Raw genomic sequence first — 15,897 nt, 5'->3', positions numbered from 1 at the left:
CCTGTACTCCGACCGCCTTCGCTACATCGCTACTTGGCGGGAACCCTCCCCTTCAAAGTCAGCCGCTATAGAGGTCAAGGTGGGGGCACATTTGCACTTCCGGCTCTGGGGCGGTCAAAATCTCCCGGAATAACTTGAATCGGACTTCTACCTTCGAGAACTCCAGTCGCGGCGGTAACAAGATTCTCCATTCGAGTTTCGTATTGAGCATGCGCATTTGGCGAATACCAGCTTTTGTTCAATTGGACCCGATCGAACTGATATCCCAGCGAACGACCCATCGCAAAAAGGAGGTTCAAAAATAACTCATCACGTTGAGCGAAGAGCGCTTCAGAGCTCATTGAATTCATATTGACCACGTCACTTAGATGATCGTGGTTCTCCTTCCACGCATCAAGAACGTTTTGGTCTCGCCCAGTAGTCCACTTTCGTCCGAAGGCCACATACCCATAAAAAGACAGGTCGATCATGTTCAGCCCGCGGACATGGTCGGCGGACAGACGAGCTCCGCGCGTTGCCATCAGCGCATGGAAAACTTGAAGTTCCCTTGCCCGACTCTCTCTGGATCGCTCAATCCATTTCTGAGCTTGTACCGCGAGTATGGGACCCAGCAGCGTGGCAGCAACAATCACCCAATCCGAAATGGTCATTTCTTGGCCGGTCATACCCACACACCCATTTTGTGTATTTTCATGGAGCGTAGCATGACGAAACAACGCCCTATATCATTCTCGGCGCCGATGGTGCGCGCCATTCTGGATGGCCGGAAGACAGTAACGCGGCGACCGGTGAAAGGTTCAGCGTTGAAATGGCTGGAAGAGTTCGTGCCGGAGTTCGTCGCGCTTTCAGCCAATGAGCTTTGCCCGTTCGGCCAGATCGGCGAACGGCTTTGGGTGCGCGAAACGTGGTACTGCGATCACAACGAGGTCATGCGCGGCCCCTATCTCAAACCGGACGACTTGGATGTGAGCGAGGCACGCGACGACGGCACTCTGGTGTACGCCGCCGATGGACTGGCTCCCTACGAGCAAGAGCAGCCGACGTGGAAGCCAAGCGTCCATATGCCTCGCTGGGCCTGCCGCATCCTGCTGGAGATTACCGACGTGCGCGTCGAGCGGCTGCAGGACATCAGCGAGGAACAGGCCAAAGCCGAAGGACTTAGAGCGTGGCGTATGACAGGCGATGGCGGTTACTCCGATGACGGCGAATCCGCACGCGATCAGTTCATTGATCTGTGGCGATCTACCGGCGGTAACTGGGATGCCAATCCATGGGTCTGGGTCATTGAATTCAAGCGGGTGACGCCATGATCGTCACCATTATTGCCGGCTGCACCCTTTCCCTCCTCTTCACGGCATGGCCAATGGTCAGTGGTCAGTGCCTAACGAGCGCCTGCGAGCTGTACGTCCAGTGTTAGGTCAAAGCCCGCAGCACTCGCTCGCAGATTTAACGCCTCACTCTCACTTAATGATAGTTAGAGAGCCAAGAAAGATTAATAAGTAGAGAACTCCTTTAACGCTTCGCAGGCAAGGCATGCTAATTGCAATAATGGTCAACTTTAATATATCGAAATTGAAGAATAGCTTTTGTCCGAGCGCCATTACAAATAACGCTCAGACATATCGCGATTCGCACTCAACCCTAGCACATATTGCATGGACCACCCATGTGAGGTGAAGCGCAGGCTTTCACCAGAGGTGTATCGATGCATAGTAGACAGCACAGACCATCAATCATGAATGTTTTGGGATTATCTAGGTATTTTTGAATCGCCTCATCAGATGCAAAGGTCAATTTCGCGTCACGACCCAACGTCTTGAAATCCATAGGCTTACTAGATAATTCAGCAGAAGCAACCGCACTACTAATTTCAGGCAAAGAGATAGATTTCTCAATATTGTTACGGACTTCACTTTCGATTTGAGCCTTCCATTGCTCTACGGTAGTAGACATTTTTTGCTCTCCAAACGTAGTGCATAAATTCCACCAGATTTTGGTGGGGCGAATCATTAAAGTTAGCCCACAAAACCATATAGTCAATTAATTATCTCGGCCTTATATATCAATAGCAATTCCGCCACGCGCGGCATGGAGCATCACATGTCAAATCGAAGCGCGGCCCAGGTCGCGCCCATCCTCCCGCGCTTCATTCGCGCCGGCGAGGCATACGGCTACCTCGGCATGTGCCGGGACGAATTCAACAAAACGGTGCGCCCAAACGTCCGCGAATTCCCAATCGGGAAACAGGGCATCGGCTTCGACCGTCTCGAGCTGGACGAGTGGGCCGATCGTTACATCGAGTCGATGGCAATTGAAAAGGCCGCCAATCAGGACAACAATCGCCCTCGCAGCGAGCGCCAGGGCAAGAAGAAAGGAGCAACGCCGTGGCCCAAAAAGCAATCACCGGCCTCCAGCAAATGCCGAACGGCATCTGGAAGATCGACAAAAAGTACAGAGGAGAACGAATTCAAGAGAGTACTGGCACTTGTAACCGCGCCGAAGCAGAGCAGTACCTGATCCACAAGCTGGAGCAGTTGCGCCAGCAGAAGGTGTACGGCGTCCGGCGAGTCAGGACGTGGCGGGAGGCGGCGACTCGCTTCCTGCTGGAAGTGAAGGATCAGGCTTCAATTCACATCTCGGCCACTTATATGGAGCAGCTCGACCCGTTCATTGGCGATATGCCGCTGACCCACATCGACGACGATGCACTCGCGCCATACATCCAGTCGAAGCTGAATCCAGCGGTAGGGAAACCGGTCACGAACCGGACAGTGAATATCGCGCTTCAGCGGGTTATCCGCGTGTTGAACCTTTGCGCGCGAAAGTGGCGTGACGAAGAGCGACGGCCGCTGCTGGACGTGGTGCCGATGATTTCCCTGCTGGACGAGAAGACGAACAGCCGAAAGCCCTACCCGCTTTCATGGGAAGAGCAGTCGATCCTGTTCGCCGAACTCCCGGCGCGCCTTCAGACCATGGCCATGTTCAAGGTCAACACAGGTTGCCGGGAGCAGGAAGTTTGCAAGCTACAGTGGAATTGGGAGATTGCGGTACCGGAGCTGGGAACGAGCGTGTTCTTGATACCGGCGGGGTTTGGGGGAAGGAGCGCCAGGTCTGGCGTGAAGAACCGAGACGAGCGTCTGGTCGTGACGAATGACGTTGCCAAGTCAGTGATCGAGAAGCAGCGCGGCAAGCATCCGCTCTACGTCTTCCCGTTTGGCAAGCCAGATGGTGAAGGGAATGAAACGACGGTTCACCGCATGAATGACTCCGCCTGGAAGAAGGCGCGGATTCGAGCGGCGAAGAAGTGGCAGGAGAAATTCTTGCGGCCGGCACATGACGGCTTTGCCAGAATCCGAATTCACGACTTGAAGCACACCTTTGGGAGAAGGCTGCGTACGGCTGGCGTGACTGAGGAGGATCGCAAAGCGCTGCTCGGCCACAAGAACGGGAGCATCACCAGCCACTACTCGGCAGCGGAGTTGGATCAGCTCATTGCGGCGGCAAATAAGGTATCAGCAACCGACTCGCGCGCACCAGCGCTGACGATTCTGAAAAGGAGGGAAGCATGATCGAAAATGCCAAGGTCACTCAGAAAGTCACTATGGCAGAAACAACAAAGCCGCTCGAAAGCGGCTAAGTCGTTGAAAAATATGGTCGGGACGGAGTGATTCGAACACTCGACCCCTAGCACCCCATGCTAGTGCGCTACCGGACTGCGCTACGCCCCGACTGATGTTGCACCCCGTTCTTCACCTCGAAGAACGCTCAAGAATATATCGCAAGCTTTTGAAAACTGGAAGTATTCAAACGCAGCTTTTTATTTCTTGAGTACCACCAGCACATCTTCCAATTCAGCAATCATCTGCCGAATCATCTGTTTGTACTGTGTGGTGTCATCTTTGGCTTCGTCGCCGGACAGACGCAGACGTGCGCCGCCGATGGTGAAACCCTGATCGTAAAGGAGCGCGCGGATCTGCCGGATCATCAGCACGTCCTGGCGCTGATAATACCGGCGGTTCCCGCGGCGTTTGACGGGGTTGAGCTGAGGAAACTCCTGCTCCCAGTAGCGCAGCACGTGTGGCTTTACGGCACACAGCTCGCTGACTTCACCAATGGTGAAGTAGCGTTTGCCCGGGATGACGGGTAGTTCGTCGTTATGACTTGGTTCCAGCATAAGCCTCAACTCGGGCCTTCAACTTCTGCCCTGGACGAAAGGTGACCACACGGCGAGCCGTGATCGGGATTTCTTCCCCCGTTTTCGGGTTGCGGCCAGGCCGCTGGCGTTTGTCCCGAAGGTCGAAATTGCCGAAACCGGACAATTTGACCTGCTCGTTGTCTTCAAGAGCGTGCCTGATTTCCTCGAAAAACAGTTCGACCAATTCCTTGGCTTCCCGCTTGTTCAGGCCCAGCTCTTCATACAGACGTTCCGCCATCTCAGCTTTCGTCAAAGCCCCCATACGTCACTTCCTTAACGTGGCGTTCAACCTTTGTTCGAGCGAGGTGAGGATATTTTGCGTCGTCGAATTCACCTCATCGTCATTAAGAGTGCGCGATGGATGCTGCCAGGTCAAGCCGACTGCAAGGCTTTTTCTATCAGGATCAATACCTTTACCCTGATACACGTCAAACAGCCTGAGCTCTGTGAGCCATTCGCCTGCATTTTCACGGATTACGTCCAGTACAGCCGAGGCCGCGACGTCTTTGTGCGCGATCAGTGCAAGGTCACGACGCACTTCAGGAAAGCGCGACAACTCGTGGAATTTCGGCATTTTACCGAGCGCCACTTCCGCCAGAACCAGCTCAAAGACGAACACCGGACGATCCAGCCCCAGCGCCTTCGACAGCTCAGGGTGAATTGCACCGATATAGCCTACCTCGCGACCTTCACGCTCGATGCGCGCGGTTTGACCCGGATGCAGCGCTGGGTGTTTGCCCGGAGCAAAGGTGAACGAATCCAGGGCACCGGCAAAACCCAGTACAGCCTCCACGTCAGCCTTTACGTCGAAGAAGTCGACGGTATCCCGACCCTGCGCCCAGCCTTCCGGCAAGCGACTCCCGCACACAACCCCGGACAGCATCGGTTCTTGCTTCAAGCCTTCAAGCTGACCAACGAAGCGCAGGCCGCTCTCGAACAGACGCACGCGATCCTGCTGACGGTTGAGGTTGTGCTGCAACGCCTTGACCAGACCTGGCCACAACGACGAGCGCATGGCGGCCATATCGTTGGAGATCGGATTGGCCAGCAACAGCGGCTCGACACCTGGATTGAACAGTTCGAACTGACGCGGATCGATGAAGCTGTAAGTGATCGCTTCCTGATAACCACGAGCAACCAGCAGACGACGCAGCTCAGGCAGATCACTACGCGCTTCGGCCTTGGCTTGCGGCGCCAGACGCGCTTGCGGGTAGCGAACCGGCAAACGGTTGTAACCGTAAAGACGCGCCAGCTCTTCGATCAGGTCGACTTCCAGGCTGATATCGAAGCGGTGGCTTGGCACTTCAACTCGCCATTGACCTTCGCCGTCAGCGGCAATGCTCAGGCCCAAGGCACTGAGCAGGCGCTCGACCTGTGCCGAATCCATCTCCATGCCGAGCATCTGAGTGATGCGCTGAGCGCGCAGAGTGATCGGTGCAATCGATGGCAGATGTTGTTCGCTGACGGTCTCGATGATCGGACCAGCTTCGCCGCCAGTGATTTCCAGCAGCAGGCCAGTGGCGCGCTCCATGGCTTCACGAGCGAGTTGCCAGTCAACGCCACGCTCGTAGCGATGCGAAGCGTCGGTATGCAAGCCGTAAGAACGTGCCTTGCCGGCAACCGCAATCTGATCAAAGAACGCAGATTCGAGGAACACATCACGGGTGGTCGCGGAAACACCGCTGTGCTCGCCACCCATGACGCCGGCGATCGCCAGTGCACGAGTGTGGTCAGCGATGACCAGCGTATCGCTACGCAGGCTGACTTCCTGACCATCAAGCAGAACCAGCTTCTCGCCCTCTTCAGCCATGCGCACACGAATGCCGCCATTGATTTCAGCGAGATCGAAAGCGTGCAGCGGCTGGCCGAGCTCGAGCATCACGTAGTTGGTGATGTCGACGGCAGCGTCGATGCTGCGCACGTCGGCGCGACGCAGACGCTCAACCATCCACAGCGGGGTTGGCTTGGACAGGTCGACGTTACGGATGACCCGACCCAGGTAACGTGGGCAGGCAGCCGGGGCCAGCACCTCGACCGAACGGACTTCGTCGTGTACCGCCGCAACCGCAGCCACCACAGGACGGGTTACCGGCACGGCGTACAGCGCGCCGACTTCACGAGCCAGACCGGCCAGGGACAGGCAGTCGCCACGGTTCGGGGTCAGGTCGACCTCGATGCTGGCGTCTTCCAGATCCAGATACACACGGAAATCTTCGCCCACCGGCGCATCGGCCGGCAACTCCATCAGACCGTCGTTGCCCTCACCGACCTGCAGCTCTGCCTGCGAGCACAGCATGCCGTTGGACTCGACGCCACGCAGCTTGGCCTTCTTGATCTTGAAGTCGCCCGGCAGCTCTGCGCCAATCATGGCGAACGGAATCTTCAGGCCCGGGCGCACGTTTGGCGCTCCGCACACGACCTGGAAGGTTTCCGCGCCATTGCTGACCTGGCATACGCGCAACTTATCGGCGTCCGGATGCTGCTCGGTGCTCAGCACCTCACCCACCACCACACCACTGAATACGCCGGCGGCCGGAGTAACGCTATCGACCTCAAGACCGGCCATCGACAGACGGGCAACCAGCTCGTCGCGATCTACCTGCGGGCTGACCCAGCCACGCAGCCATTGTTCACTGAATTTCATCCTGCTCTCCTAAGAATTCGTTACGACTAGCGAAATTGCGCGAGGAACCGCAAGTCGTTGTCGAAGAACAGACGCAAGTCGTTCACGCCGTAACGGAGCATGGCCAGACGCTCGACACCCATGCCGAAGGCAAATCCGGAGAACTCTTCCGGATCGATGCCGGACATGCGCAGCACGTTCGGGTGAACCATGCCGCAGCCCATCACTTCCAGCCAGCCGGTCTGCTTGCAGACGCGGCAGCCTTTGCCGCTGCACATCACGCATTCCATATCGACTTCAGCGGATGGCTCGGTGAAGGGGAAATACGAAGGACGGAAACGCACGGCCAGTTCTTTCTCGAAGAACACCCGCAGGAATTCTTCGATGGTGCCTTTGAGATCGGCAAAATTGATATCGCGATCAACCAGCAGGCCTTCGACCTGGTGGAACATCGGCGAATGGGTGATATCGGAGTCGCTGCGATAGACGCGGCCCGGGCAGACGATGCGGATCGGCGGCTGCTTGGATTCCATGGTGCGGACCTGTACCGGCGAGGTATGGGTGCGCAGCAACATGTTGGCATTGAAATAGAAGGTGTCATGCATCGACCGGGCCGGGTGATGGCCTGGGATGTTGAGCGCTTCAAAGTTGTGGTAGTCGTCTTCGACCTCAGGACCTTCGGCGATGCCGTAGCCAATGTGGGTGAAGAACTGCTCGACGCGCTCCAGAGTCCGGGTGACCGGATGCAGACCGCCAGAGGTCTGGCCACGGCCCGGCAACGTCACGTCGATGGATTCGGCAGACAGTTTGGCAGCCAGTTCGGCTTCTTCAAACAATGCCATGCGCGCATTGAGAACGCCTGTAACACGTTCCTTGGCAACGTTGATCAGCGCACCGACTTGCGGACGCTCTTCGGCCGGCAGATTCCCCAGGGTCTTCATCACCTGAGTCAATTCGCCCTTCTTGCCAAGGTATTGAACCCGGATTTGCTCCAGGGCATTGATATCTTCAGCGCTTTGCACAGCCTCTAGTGCTTGAGAGACCAGCGCATCCAGGTTTTCCATGTACAGACTCCAGATACAAAATAGGGGAAGAGCTTGAAGGCTCTTCCCCTATTTATGACGTTTAACACCTGGCCCCACAGAGGTGAGGCCGGGTGACTGTCGGGGGTACTTAAGCCAAGGTGGCTTTAGCTTTCTCGACAATCGCAGCAAACGCCGCTTTTTCGTTCACTGCCAGATCAGCCAGAACCTTACGGTCGATCTCGATGGACGCTTTTTTCAGGCCAGCGATGAAACGGCTGTAGGACAGACCGTTAACACGAGCACCAGCGTTGATACGAGCGATCCACAGAGCGCGGAACTGACGTTTTTTCTGACGACGGTCACGGTAGGCGTATTGGCCTGCCTTGATTACCGCTTGCTTGGCAACACGGAATACGCGGGAGCGTGCGCCGTAGTAGCCTTTAGCAAGTTTCAGAATTTTTTTGTGACGCTTACGGGCAATGACGCCACGCTTTACACGAGCCATGAGTTACTTCCTCTATTCTTGACTAAATTAACGAAGGCGCAGCATGCGCTCGACTTTTGCCACGTCAGACGGATGCAGCAAGCTGCTACCGCGCAGTTGACGCTTACGCTTGGTCGACATTTTAGTCAGGATGTGGCTCTTGAAAGCGTGCTTGTGCTTGATGCCGTTAGCAGTTTTCAGAAACCGCTTGGCAGCACCACTTTTGGTTTTCATTTTTGGCATGTTCGGATACTCCGCATTCAGTTGATAAACATAATCAGAAGGCCTGCCGTGCCCTGTTGATTACTTCTTCTTTTTCGGGGCGATGACCATGATCAGCTGGCGTCCTTCCATCTTAGGATGCTGTTCGACCGAACCGTACTCGAGCAGGTCTTGTTCAACCCGCTTGAGGAGTTCCATCCCCAGCTCCTGGTGGGCCATCTCACGGCCGCGGAATCGCAAGGATACCTTGGCCCTGTCCCCGTCACTCAGGAAACGTACCAGGTTGCGCAGTTTTACCTGGTAATCCCCTTCCTCCGTCCCTGGACGAAACTTGATTTCTTTAACCTGAATCTGCTTCTGATTTTTCTTCGCCGCGGCAATCTGCTTCTTCTTCTCGAAGATCGATTTGCCGTAGTCCATCACCCGGCAAACAGGCGGGACTGCATCTGCGGAAATTTCCACCAGATCAAGCTTTGCTTCTTCAGCGATACGAAGCGCTTCATCAATCGAGACGATGCCAATCTGCTCGCCATCAGCGCCAATTAACCGAACCTCGCGTGCCGAGATATTCTCGTTGATCGGGGCTTTCGGTGCAGCTCGTTTATCTTGTCTCATTTCACGCTTAATAATAATTACTCCGAATCTGGGCGACCACGCCGGGAAACCGCTTGCGCGAGAAACTCAGCGAACTGGGCGACGGGCATCGAGCCCAGGTCAGCACCTTCACGAGTACGCACAGCGACAGTCTGCATCTCGACTTCCTTATCTCCGATAACCAAAAGATAGGGAACCTTGAGCAAAGTATGCTCGCGGATTTTAAAGCCGATCTTTTCATTTCTCAAGTCGGACTTGGCACGAAATCCGCTTTCGTTGAGAGTTTTTTCAACCTCTGCAACAAAATCTGCCTGTTTATCAGTGATATTCATGATCACCGCCTGGGTCGGCGCGAGCCACGCAGGCAAAGCACCTTCGTAGTGCTCGATCAGAATCCCGACGAAACGCTCGAACGAACCGAGGATCGCGCGGTGCAACATCACCGGGTGTTTGCGGCTGTTGTCTTCAGAGACGTATTCAGCGCCCAAACGGACAGGCAGGTTAAAATCGAGCTGCAAGGTACCACACTGCCAGACTCGACCGAGACAATCTTTCAGCGAGAACTCGATCTTCGGCCCGTAGAAAGCACCCTCGCCCGGCTGCAGATCGTACGGCAGGCCAGCAGAATCAAGGGCTGCAGCCAATGCAGCTTCAGCGCGATCCCACAGCTCATCGGAGCCGACGCGTTTTTCCGGACGAGTGGACAGTTTCATCTCGACTTCGGTAAAGCCGAAATCGCGATAGACATCCATGGTCAGCTTGATGAACGCAGCGGACTCGGCCTGCATCTGCTCTTCGGTGCAGAAGATATGCGCGTCGTCCTGAGTAAACGCTCGCACGCGCATGATGCCATGCAACGCACCCGACGGCTCGTTACGGTGGCAAGCACCGAACTCGGCCAGACGCATCGGCAACTCGCGGTAGCTTTTCAGGCCCTGATTGAACACCTGCACGTGGCATGGGCAGTTCATCGGCTTGATGGCGTAGTCGCGGTTTTCCGACTGAGTGGTGAACATGTTGTCGGCGTAGTTGGCCCAGTGCCCGGATTTTTCCCACAGGCTGCGGTCGACGACTTGAGGAGTCTTGATCTCAAGGTAGCCGTTGTCGCGCTGGATCTTGCGCATGTACTGCTCGAGCACCTGGTATAGAGTCCATCCATTCGGGTGCCAGAACACCATGCCCGGCGACTCTTCCTGAGTGTGGAACAGGCCCAGACGCTTGCCGATCTTGCGGTGATCGCGCTTCTCGGCTTCTTCGATGCGCTGAATGTAAGCCGCCAGCTGTTTCTTGTCCGCCCAAGCGGTGCCGTAGACGCGCTGCAATTGCTCGTTCTTGGCGTCGCCACGCCAGTAGGCGCCCGACAGCTTGGTCAGCTTGAAGGATTTCAGGAAACGCGTGTTCGGCACGTGCGGACCGCGGCACATGTCGACGTATTCTTCGTGATAGTACAGACCCATGGCCTGCTCGTTCGGCATGTCTTCGACCAGACGCAGCTTGTAATCTTCGCCGCGGGCCTTGAACACTTCGATCACTTCCGCGCGCGGAGTGACTTTCTTGATGACGTCATAATCCTTCTCGATCAGCTGCTGCATGCGCTGCTCGATGGCCGCCATGTCTTCCGGCGTGAAAGGACGCTCGTAGGCGATGTCGTAATAGAAGCCTTCGTCGATGACCGGGCCGATGACCATCTTCGCGGTCGGGTACAGCTGTTTGACCGCGTGGCCAACCAGGTGCGCGCAAGAGTGGCGAATGATCTCCAGCCCCTCTTCATCCTTTGGCGTAATGATTTGCAGGGTCGCGTCGCTGCTGATGATGTCGCTGGCGTCGACCAGTTGGCCATTGACCTTGCCCGCGAGCGTGGCTTTGGCCAGGCCTGCACCAATGGACGCGGCGACCTCGGCTACGGAAACCGGGTGATCGAATGAACGTTGACTGCCGTCGGGAAGAGTAATAGTTGGCATGGCGCCTCCTCTCCTAGTGGTGACCCCTACCAAAGGTCACGTGGGTTGGGATGAGCCAGTACAAGATCCGATCCAGGCCATTCAATGACGAACGCCTGCCTTACAGCGGCAGGAGCCTTGCGGCCAACCGGAAAACCGAACCAGAGTGACTGGGATTCAAATCGGAAAAATTCGCACGCCGACCGCTTCGGGACTGAAGGTCATCCGAAGCCTGAGAACGCTTGAGCCCGGCATGCTAGCACAGATGAGCGGTCGCTTACGCCCTGATTTGGCAGAAGGCCAAATGTCCGTTTTTATGCCAGAGTGCTGAACTTGATCGGCCTTTGCGCCCTCAGATAACAAGACATTGACCCACAAGGAGCATCCTCGCATGCGTCTGAAAAGCTTATTCGCCCTCGTCGCCCCCGTCGTTCTGCTGCTACCACTGAGCGCCCATGCCGACTGGCCAAAAGGCGAGCGCGAGAAGTACATGGCCCAGTGCACTCAGGCTGCAACCCAGCAAATCGGTGCTGCCGCGGCGAAATCCCACTGCGCTTGCGGAGCTGACGCCATCAAGTCCTATCCGGCCAGTGACATTCAGGCGCTGATGGACAACAAGGCGACTCCTGAATTGCAACAGAAAGCCCTTGGCCAGATCGCCAAATGCAAGGCAAATACCGCCCCGAAAAAATAAGAAAACCGGGCATTAACATCGGCTGAAAGGCGGAAAAAAGTGCTGGAAATGAGGCTTTTCAGACGATTTATGCAGGTTTTACAGGTTTTTTTATCGTCTTTACGTTTCGCTGAAAGCCTTTCAAACCGGGGCTTTCAGCGCAACCAGGTGGTAAAGAAAACACGACTGATTGGCAAACAGCACGTCCGGGGGGCTACCAAAGCGAACATTTCGACTATGATACCCGGGTGTGCCCAGTTGGCCTGAGCAGCACAGCACTACTGAAAATATATGTTTCTTGGAGATACACCATGTCTAATCGCCAAACCGGCACCGTTAAATGGTTCAACGATGAAAAAGGCTTCGGCTTCATCACTCCTCAAGGTGGCGGTGACGACCTGTTCGTACACTTCAAAGCTATCGAATCCGACGGTTTCAAAAGCCTGAAAGAAGGCCAGACCGTCTCTTTCGTGGCTGAGAAAGGCCAAAAGGGTATGCAAGCTGCACAGGTTCGCCCAGAGTAATTTCTCGGCGCACTAAAAAAACCCCGTCCAAGTGACGGGGTTTTTTATGTCTTGAACAAAGTGTTCAGCCGCAATTGACGCGGGTAACCACCAAGTTGTTGTCGGTGTTCAGGTTCAGGCGATCGGAGCGGTATTCCAGGGTGATCATGTCGTTCGGCTTGAGGAAGCGCGCATTTTGCGCCCCAGCCTTGGCACGCGCCTGATCCAGCAACTCAGGGGATGCCTTCTTGCCGATGGCAAATTGCGCCGCCGATGCTTCGCAGCGGCTATTTCCTGATTCAGCCGCCACGGGCTCCTTTGCCGACTCGCTGGAAGTTGTGCTGCAACCAGCCAAGAAAGCAGCGGCCATAAGTGCACCCAGTGTCGCGAACTTCAAAGGCATGAAGCCTCCTTGTTTTCAAATGTTTAAGCAGAGATCGTGCGACCGCCAATGCGGCGTTTGGTTTCAAGGCTCAAGCCATGCCCTGCCCCACGAGCGGAAAAATGCCGAGTGTGCCTGAGCCGCCCTGTCCGGCTCATCAAACATTCGTGACTGAATATTAACGACCTCAATAAACGTCGATGTAGTCGTAGGGCGGATTCGGCCAGTTGTCTTTGAGTGCGTTGAAAATCTGCATCACCCAGACTTCATCGCTGGCTGCGACGTTACCCACATAGCCCGACCCCTTCGCCCAGGTTTCCAGGCGAAACAACAGACCCTCGATATCCTGCCCACCGGTCACCGTAGACAGATAGGCAATGCCATCTTTGGTCACGCGCAATTGGTTGTGCACGTCGTCACTGCCCGAGGCAAGCAATTGGCGAACTGCTTCGAGTGTGAGGCCGTCAGGGGTATTCAGATCAATCTGCACAGCGGGGTCCTTTGCAAGCCAGAAAAGACCAAGTGTCGCATAGGGCTCCGCTCATGCCTAAGTCGCAGTGCCAAATGCCGCACAAAATGGTTAACTCGAAAACAGACATCCTGACCTTTCGAGCCTCCCATGACCAGTGTAAGCATCGACGCCGCCATCAACGCCAAATGGGCCGAAGGACACAGCTCTTACAGCCCCGGCACGACGGAAGAATTGGCGCTGATCGGCATTGATTTACTGGTCAAGGAGCTGGGGATAGAAGCGGCGCAGCATTTTATCAATCAGGTATTCGAACGCTATCCGATCGGTCAGGCCGAACAGCCGCAGTGAAAACCCGCAGGCAACCGCCTGCGGGTTGACGACTTATTTCAGGCGTTTCAGGCGCTCGGTCAGCAGATCAAAGAATCCCTGGGCGTCGCCATTTTCGACCCAGAATGCATTCTTAGGCGCTTTCAAGCCGTCGTACCAGTCGACAATGGTCTGGCCGAATGTCGGTCCTTCTCGGCTATCCACTACGACGTTGACCGCCCGACCGGTGAACAGCTCAGGCTTGAGCAGATACGCCACAACCGTCGCGTCATGCACCGGACCGCCGGGAATGCCGTAGTGCTCCATGTCGCCCTTGATGTACTCGTTGAGAATGTCGCCGACGATCTTGCTCGCATTGTTGTTCAGCGCGGCGATCTGCTTCAGGCGTGCATCGCTGGTCAGGACCTTGTGGGTCACGTCCAGCGGCAGATAGGTGAGCTTCACCCCGCTCTTGAGCACCACCTCGGCAGCCTGCGGATCGGCGAACAAGTTGAATTCAGCCACAGGGGTGATGTTGCCACCGTTGAAATGCGCCCCGCCCATGATCACCACTTCCTTGATGCCCTGAACGATTTCCGGCTCCTGGATCAATGCCAGAGCCAGGTTGGTCTGCGGACCGAGCATGGCAATGGTGATGCTGTGCGGTTTGGCCGATTTAAGAGTGTCGATCAGGTAATTGACCGCATTGCCTTTCGCCAAGCCTTTCTTCGGTTCGTGAACCGTGACGCCTGACAAACCTTCCTTGCCATGAATGTTCTCGGCGTAGATCGGCGTGCGCATCAGCGGCTTCGGTGCGCCAGCGTAAACCGGCACGTCTTCGCGCCCTGCCCATTCGCGAGCCAGGCGTGCGTTACGCGAAGTCTTGTCCAGGCGCACGTTGCCGGCGACAGTCGTTAACGCGCGGATATTCAATTCATCCGGCGACGCCAGCGCGAAGAGCAAAGCGACAACGTCGTCAGCGCCTGGATCGGTGTCGATGATCAAATCGATTTTTTCAGCGGCCTTAACGCCGGTCGCAGTTATCACAGACAAAAGCAGCAGACCCCGAAGCAGTTGATGGAGTTTTTCAGCATAGCGTTGCATAGCGCATTCCTTGTGCAGGTGATATCGGAAATCAGAATGTAACCCCGGCGACCAGAACGATGTTGCAGTACGGCTGACATTCTCCTGTACGAATGATCGCCCTGGCTTGTCGGCTAAGCACCTTGAACTGCTCGTGGGTGAGCAGATCCCTACGGCCCAGCGCGCCCTCTTCGTTCAACGCGTCCAGATCGGCCAGTGACGTGGGTTGTTTGTCGAAGATCTCTTTGGCCAGCACATGGCTTTCTACCTGCATCTCGCTGAGTACAACTTTCAGCGTGCTGACGAAATCAGGGATGCCATGGGTCAGCGCCAGATCAATCAACTCGACACCCGGTGGCACGGGCAAACCGGCATCGCCAATCACGACCATGTCACCGTGGCCAAGAGAAGCGATCAGTCGCGACAGCGCGACGTTAAGCAGAGGAGTCTTTTTCATGCGGGTTTGAACGCCTGTACTTCGGACATGGTTGGAATCGACGGTTGCGCACCGGCGCGGGTAACCGACAGTGCAGCGGCGATCTGCCCGTAGCGAATCGCCTCGGCCTCAGTCTTGCCATCGGCCAGCGCTGCGGCAAAACCGCCGACGAAAGTGTCGCCCGCCGCCGTGGTATCGACCGCCTTCACGGTCGGCGCGGGGAAATGTTCGAAGCCGTTGCCGTTGGCGAACAATGAGCCTTGCGCGCCTAACGTGACGATGACTTTGCCCGCGCCCATGGCAATCAACTGAGTGGCAGCCGTTTCTGCCGACTGCAGCGAGTCGACAGCGAGCCCGCTCAATGCGGCGGCTTCGCTTTCGTTGGGAATCAGATAGTCGATGGCGGCAAACCAGTCAGCCGGCAAAGGACGGCTGGCCGGCGCCGGGTTGAGGATGACGGTTTTGCCCAGCTCACGCGCACGCTTGAGCGCATGTCCGACCGTCGCATCGGGAATCTCGAGCTGACAGATCACTACATCGGCGGCCTGTAAAACCGCATCAAAACGGTCGATCACTGCCGGCGTCATCGCGCCGTTGGCACCGGCGACAATCACGATGGCGTTCTGGCTGTTGTCATCCACCACAATCAGCGCTACGCCACTGGAATCCTCTACGACACTGACAGCCTCGCAGTCGATGTGCTCGGCGAGCAAGGCATCACGCAATCGCACACCGTAGTCGTCATTTCCGACGCAACCGATCATTGCCACCTTAGCGCCCAAGCGCGCAGCAGCAACCGCCTGATTGGCGCCCTTGCCGCCAGACACCGTGGCAAAGGAATGACCAATCAGCGTTTCACCGCCGCGTGGCAGCCGTGGCGCCCGGGTGACCAGGTCCATGTTCAGGCTGCCTATTACCACTACATTTGCTGGCATACATCACTACTCATCAATTCGGTT

Annotated in this window: 21 protein-coding genes and 1 tRNA gene; 6 read left to right on the top strand and 16 right to left on the bottom strand. The window is 56.2% G+C overall.

Annotated elements, in window-relative coordinates:
- Positions 1-74: 74 nt before the first annotated feature.
- The gene (locus ACZ9BE_RS07820) at positions 75-665 is read right to left on the bottom strand and encodes a DUF6680 family protein (protein WP_476249183.1); all 591 of its coding nucleotides are present in this window, start codon (positions 663-665) and stop codon (positions 75-77) included.
- A 39-nt stretch (positions 666-704) separates the two neighbouring features.
- Between ACZ9BE_RS07820 and ACZ9BE_RS07815 the strand changes: the two genes are divergently transcribed.
- On the top strand, positions 705-1,310 hold the full coding sequence (locus tag ACZ9BE_RS07815) for a hypothetical protein (RefSeq protein ID WP_310215468.1): 606 nt from the start codon (positions 705-707) through the stop codon (positions 1,308-1,310).
- A gap of 331 nt (positions 1,311-1,641) precedes the next feature.
- Here ACZ9BE_RS07815 and ACZ9BE_RS07810 read toward each other — a convergent pair whose 3' ends face one another.
- Entirely contained in the window at positions 1,642-1,953 is a 312-nt protein-coding gene (locus ACZ9BE_RS07810; protein ID WP_476249182.1) for a hypothetical protein, read from the bottom strand.
- A 147-nt stretch (positions 1,954-2,100) separates the two neighbouring features.
- On the opposite strand from ACZ9BE_RS07810, the gene ACZ9BE_RS07805 reads away from it, so the two are divergent.
- Complete coding sequence (locus ACZ9BE_RS07805) at positions 2,101-2,517, top strand: hypothetical protein (protein ID WP_397478964.1); 417 nt, start codon at positions 2,101-2,103, stop codon at positions 2,515-2,517.
- A complete protein-coding gene (locus tag ACZ9BE_RS07800; protein ID WP_476250129.1) occupies positions 2,418-3,569 on the top strand; it encodes a tyrosine-type recombinase/integrase in 1,152 nt (383 codons plus the stop codon). The genes ACZ9BE_RS07805 and ACZ9BE_RS07800 overlap by 100 nt, the downstream gene beginning before the upstream one ends.
- A gap of 82 nt (positions 3,570-3,651) precedes the next feature.
- Here the strand turns inward: ACZ9BE_RS07800 and ACZ9BE_RS07795 are convergent.
- The 9 genes from ACZ9BE_RS07795 to thrS all read right to left on the bottom strand — a co-directional run bounded on the left by ACZ9BE_RS07795 (position 3,652) and on the right by thrS (position 11,104).
- A tRNA-Pro gene (locus tag ACZ9BE_RS07795) sits at positions 3,652-3,728 on the bottom strand.
- A gap of 89 nt (positions 3,729-3,817) precedes the next feature.
- Positions 3,818-4,174 (bottom strand): MerR family transcriptional regulator, encoded by a 357-nt coding sequence (locus tag ACZ9BE_RS07790; protein ID WP_003179985.1) that lies wholly within the window; start codon positions 4,172-4,174, stop codon positions 3,818-3,820.
- Positions 4,155-4,457 carry an integration host factor subunit alpha gene (gene ihfA / locus ACZ9BE_RS07785; protein WP_002553164.1) on the bottom strand — a complete coding sequence of 101 codons (303 nt, stop codon included), beginning with the start codon at positions 4,455-4,457 and terminating at the stop codon, positions 4,155-4,157. Before ihfA ends, ACZ9BE_RS07790 begins: the two co-directional genes overlap by 20 nt.
- 3 nt (positions 4,458-4,460) lie before the next feature.
- Positions 4,461-6,839: a phenylalanine--tRNA ligase subunit beta gene (gene pheT, locus ACZ9BE_RS07780; protein WP_476249181.1), complete on the bottom strand. Its 2,379-nt coding sequence runs from the start codon at positions 6,837-6,839 to the stop codon at positions 4,461-4,463.
- 26 nt (positions 6,840-6,865) lie between these two features.
- On the bottom strand, positions 6,866-7,882 hold the full coding sequence (pheS, locus tag ACZ9BE_RS07775) for a phenylalanine--tRNA ligase subunit alpha (RefSeq protein ID WP_105708849.1): 1,017 nt from the start codon (positions 7,880-7,882) through the stop codon (positions 6,866-6,868).
- A gap of 109 nt (positions 7,883-7,991) precedes the next feature.
- The gene (gene rplT / locus ACZ9BE_RS07770) at positions 7,992-8,348 is read right to left on the bottom strand and encodes a 50S ribosomal protein L20 (protein WP_002553161.1); all 357 of its coding nucleotides are present in this window, start codon (positions 8,346-8,348) and stop codon (positions 7,992-7,994) included.
- A 27-nt stretch (positions 8,349-8,375) separates the two neighbouring features.
- A complete protein-coding gene (rpmI, locus tag ACZ9BE_RS07765; RefSeq protein ID WP_002553160.1) occupies positions 8,376-8,570 on the bottom strand; it encodes a 50S ribosomal protein L35 in 195 nt (64 codons plus the stop codon).
- Positions 8,571-8,630: 60 nt separating this feature from the next.
- Positions 8,631-9,182: a translation initiation factor IF-3 gene (gene infC, locus ACZ9BE_RS07760; RefSeq protein WP_169432615.1), complete on the bottom strand. Its 552-nt coding sequence runs from the start codon at positions 9,180-9,182 to the stop codon at positions 8,631-8,633.
- Positions 9,182-11,104, bottom strand: coding sequence for a threonine--tRNA ligase (gene thrS, locus ACZ9BE_RS07755; protein WP_476249180.1), 1,923 nt, complete (start codon positions 11,102-11,104; stop codon positions 9,182-9,184). Before thrS ends, infC begins: the two co-directional genes overlap by 1 nt.
- A 370-nt stretch (positions 11,105-11,474) precedes the next feature.
- Here thrS and ACZ9BE_RS07750 point away from each other — a divergent pair, with 370 nt between their 5' ends.
- Together ACZ9BE_RS07750 and ACZ9BE_RS07745 are read left to right on the top strand one after the other, a co-directional pair.
- Complete coding sequence (locus ACZ9BE_RS07750; RefSeq protein WP_041478556.1) at positions 11,475-11,777, top strand: hypothetical protein; 303 nt, start codon at positions 11,475-11,477, stop codon at positions 11,775-11,777.
- A gap of 290 nt (positions 11,778-12,067) precedes the next feature.
- Complete coding sequence (locus ACZ9BE_RS07745) at positions 12,068-12,280, top strand: cold-shock protein (protein WP_003179963.1); 213 nt, start codon at positions 12,068-12,070, stop codon at positions 12,278-12,280.
- A 64-nt stretch (positions 12,281-12,344) separates the two neighbouring features.
- Here ACZ9BE_RS07745 and ACZ9BE_RS07740 read toward each other — a convergent pair whose 3' ends face one another.
- Both ACZ9BE_RS07740 and ACZ9BE_RS07735 read right to left on the bottom strand, forming a co-directional pair.
- Positions 12,345-12,662: an I78 family peptidase inhibitor gene (locus ACZ9BE_RS07740; protein WP_476249179.1), complete on the bottom strand. Its 318-nt coding sequence runs from the start codon at positions 12,660-12,662 to the stop codon at positions 12,345-12,347.
- A gap of 166 nt (positions 12,663-12,828) precedes the next feature.
- Positions 12,829-13,131, bottom strand: a complete 303-nt coding sequence (locus ACZ9BE_RS07735; protein WP_056784439.1) for a hypothetical protein — start codon at positions 13,129-13,131, stop codon at positions 12,829-12,831.
- A gap of 129 nt (positions 13,132-13,260) precedes the next feature.
- Here ACZ9BE_RS07735 and ACZ9BE_RS07730 point away from each other — a divergent pair, with 129 nt between their 5' ends.
- Positions 13,261-13,461 (top strand): hypothetical protein, encoded by a 201-nt coding sequence (locus ACZ9BE_RS07730; RefSeq protein WP_016774045.1) that lies wholly within the window; start codon positions 13,261-13,263, stop codon positions 13,459-13,461.
- A 33-nt stretch (positions 13,462-13,494) separates the two neighbouring features.
- Here ACZ9BE_RS07730 and ACZ9BE_RS07725 read toward each other — a convergent pair whose 3' ends face one another.
- Genes ACZ9BE_RS07725 through rbsK form a run of 3 tightly spaced genes read right to left on the bottom strand, consistent with a single transcriptional unit; the run spans position 13,495 to position 15,873 of the window.
- On the bottom strand, positions 13,495-14,523 hold the full coding sequence (locus ACZ9BE_RS07725) for a nucleoside hydrolase (RefSeq protein WP_476249178.1): 1,029 nt from the start codon (positions 14,521-14,523) through the stop codon (positions 13,495-13,497).
- 31 nt (positions 14,524-14,554) lie between these two features.
- Positions 14,555-14,959 carry a D-ribose pyranase gene (rbsD, locus tag ACZ9BE_RS07720; protein WP_476249177.1) on the bottom strand — a complete coding sequence of 135 codons (405 nt, stop codon included), beginning with the start codon at positions 14,957-14,959 and terminating at the stop codon, positions 14,555-14,557.
- Complete coding sequence (gene rbsK / locus ACZ9BE_RS07715; protein WP_056784430.1) at positions 14,956-15,873, bottom strand: ribokinase; 918 nt, start codon at positions 15,871-15,873, stop codon at positions 14,956-14,958. The genes rbsD and rbsK overlap by 4 nt, the downstream gene beginning before the upstream one ends.
- Positions 15,874-15,897 lie beyond the last annotated feature (24 nt).

Source organism: Pseudomonas sp. TE9122 (assembly GCF_056278925.1).
This window is presented reverse-complemented; position numbering and strand designations above follow the sequence as displayed.

Coding starts and splice junctions, on each gene's coding strand:
- ACZ9BE_RS07730 (WP_016774045.1), top strand. CDS start 13,261: ATGACCAGTGTAAGCATCGACGCCGCCATCAACGCCAAATGGGCCGAA.
- thrS (WP_476249180.1), bottom strand. CDS start 11,104: ATGCCAACTATTACTCTTCCCGACGGCAGTCAACGTTCATTCGATCAC.
- ACZ9BE_RS07810 (WP_476249182.1), bottom strand. CDS start 1,953: ATGTCTACTACCGTAGAGCAATGGAAGGCTCAAATCGAAAGTGAAGTC.
- ACZ9BE_RS07750 (WP_041478556.1), top strand. CDS start 11,475: ATGCGTCTGAAAAGCTTATTCGCCCTCGTCGCCCCCGTCGTTCTGCTG.
- ACZ9BE_RS07815 (WP_310215468.1), top strand. CDS start 705: ATGACGAAACAACGCCCTATATCATTCTCGGCGCCGATGGTGCGCGCC.
- ACZ9BE_RS07805 (WP_397478964.1), top strand. CDS start 2,101: ATGTCAAATCGAAGCGCGGCCCAGGTCGCGCCCATCCTCCCGCGCTTC.
- rbsD (WP_476249177.1), bottom strand. CDS start 14,959: ATGAAAAAGACTCCTCTGCTTAACGTCGCGCTGTCGCGACTGATCGCT.
- rpmI (WP_002553160.1), bottom strand. CDS start 8,570: ATGCCAAAAATGAAAACCAAAAGTGGTGCTGCCAAGCGGTTTCTGAAA.
- ACZ9BE_RS07745 (WP_003179963.1), top strand. CDS start 12,068: ATGTCTAATCGCCAAACCGGCACCGTTAAATGGTTCAACGATGAAAAA.
- rbsK (WP_056784430.1), bottom strand. CDS start 15,873: ATGCCAGCAAATGTAGTGGTAATAGGCAGCCTGAACATGGACCTGGTC.
- ACZ9BE_RS07820 (WP_476249183.1), bottom strand. CDS start 665: ATGACCGGCCAAGAAATGACCATTTCGGATTGGGTGATTGTTGCTGCC.
- ACZ9BE_RS07725 (WP_476249178.1), bottom strand. CDS start 14,523: ATGCAACGCTATGCTGAAAAACTCCATCAACTGCTTCGGGGTCTGCTG.
- ihfA (WP_002553164.1), bottom strand. CDS start 4,457: ATGGGGGCTTTGACGAAAGCTGAGATGGCGGAACGTCTGTATGAAGAG.
- rplT (WP_002553161.1), bottom strand. CDS start 8,348: ATGGCTCGTGTAAAGCGTGGCGTCATTGCCCGTAAGCGTCACAAAAAA.
- ACZ9BE_RS07740 (WP_476249179.1), bottom strand. CDS start 12,662: ATGCCTTTGAAGTTCGCGACACTGGGTGCACTTATGGCCGCTGCTTTC.
- ACZ9BE_RS07790 (WP_003179985.1), bottom strand. CDS start 4,174: ATGCTGGAACCAAGTCATAACGACGAACTACCCGTCATCCCGGGCAAA.
- ACZ9BE_RS07800 (WP_476250129.1), top strand. CDS start 2,418: ATGCCGAACGGCATCTGGAAGATCGACAAAAAGTACAGAGGAGAACGA.
- pheT (WP_476249181.1), bottom strand. CDS start 6,839: ATGAAATTCAGTGAACAATGGCTGCGTGGCTGGGTCAGCCCGCAGGTA.
- pheS (WP_105708849.1), bottom strand. CDS start 7,882: ATGGAAAACCTGGATGCGCTGGTCTCTCAAGCACTAGAGGCTGTGCAA.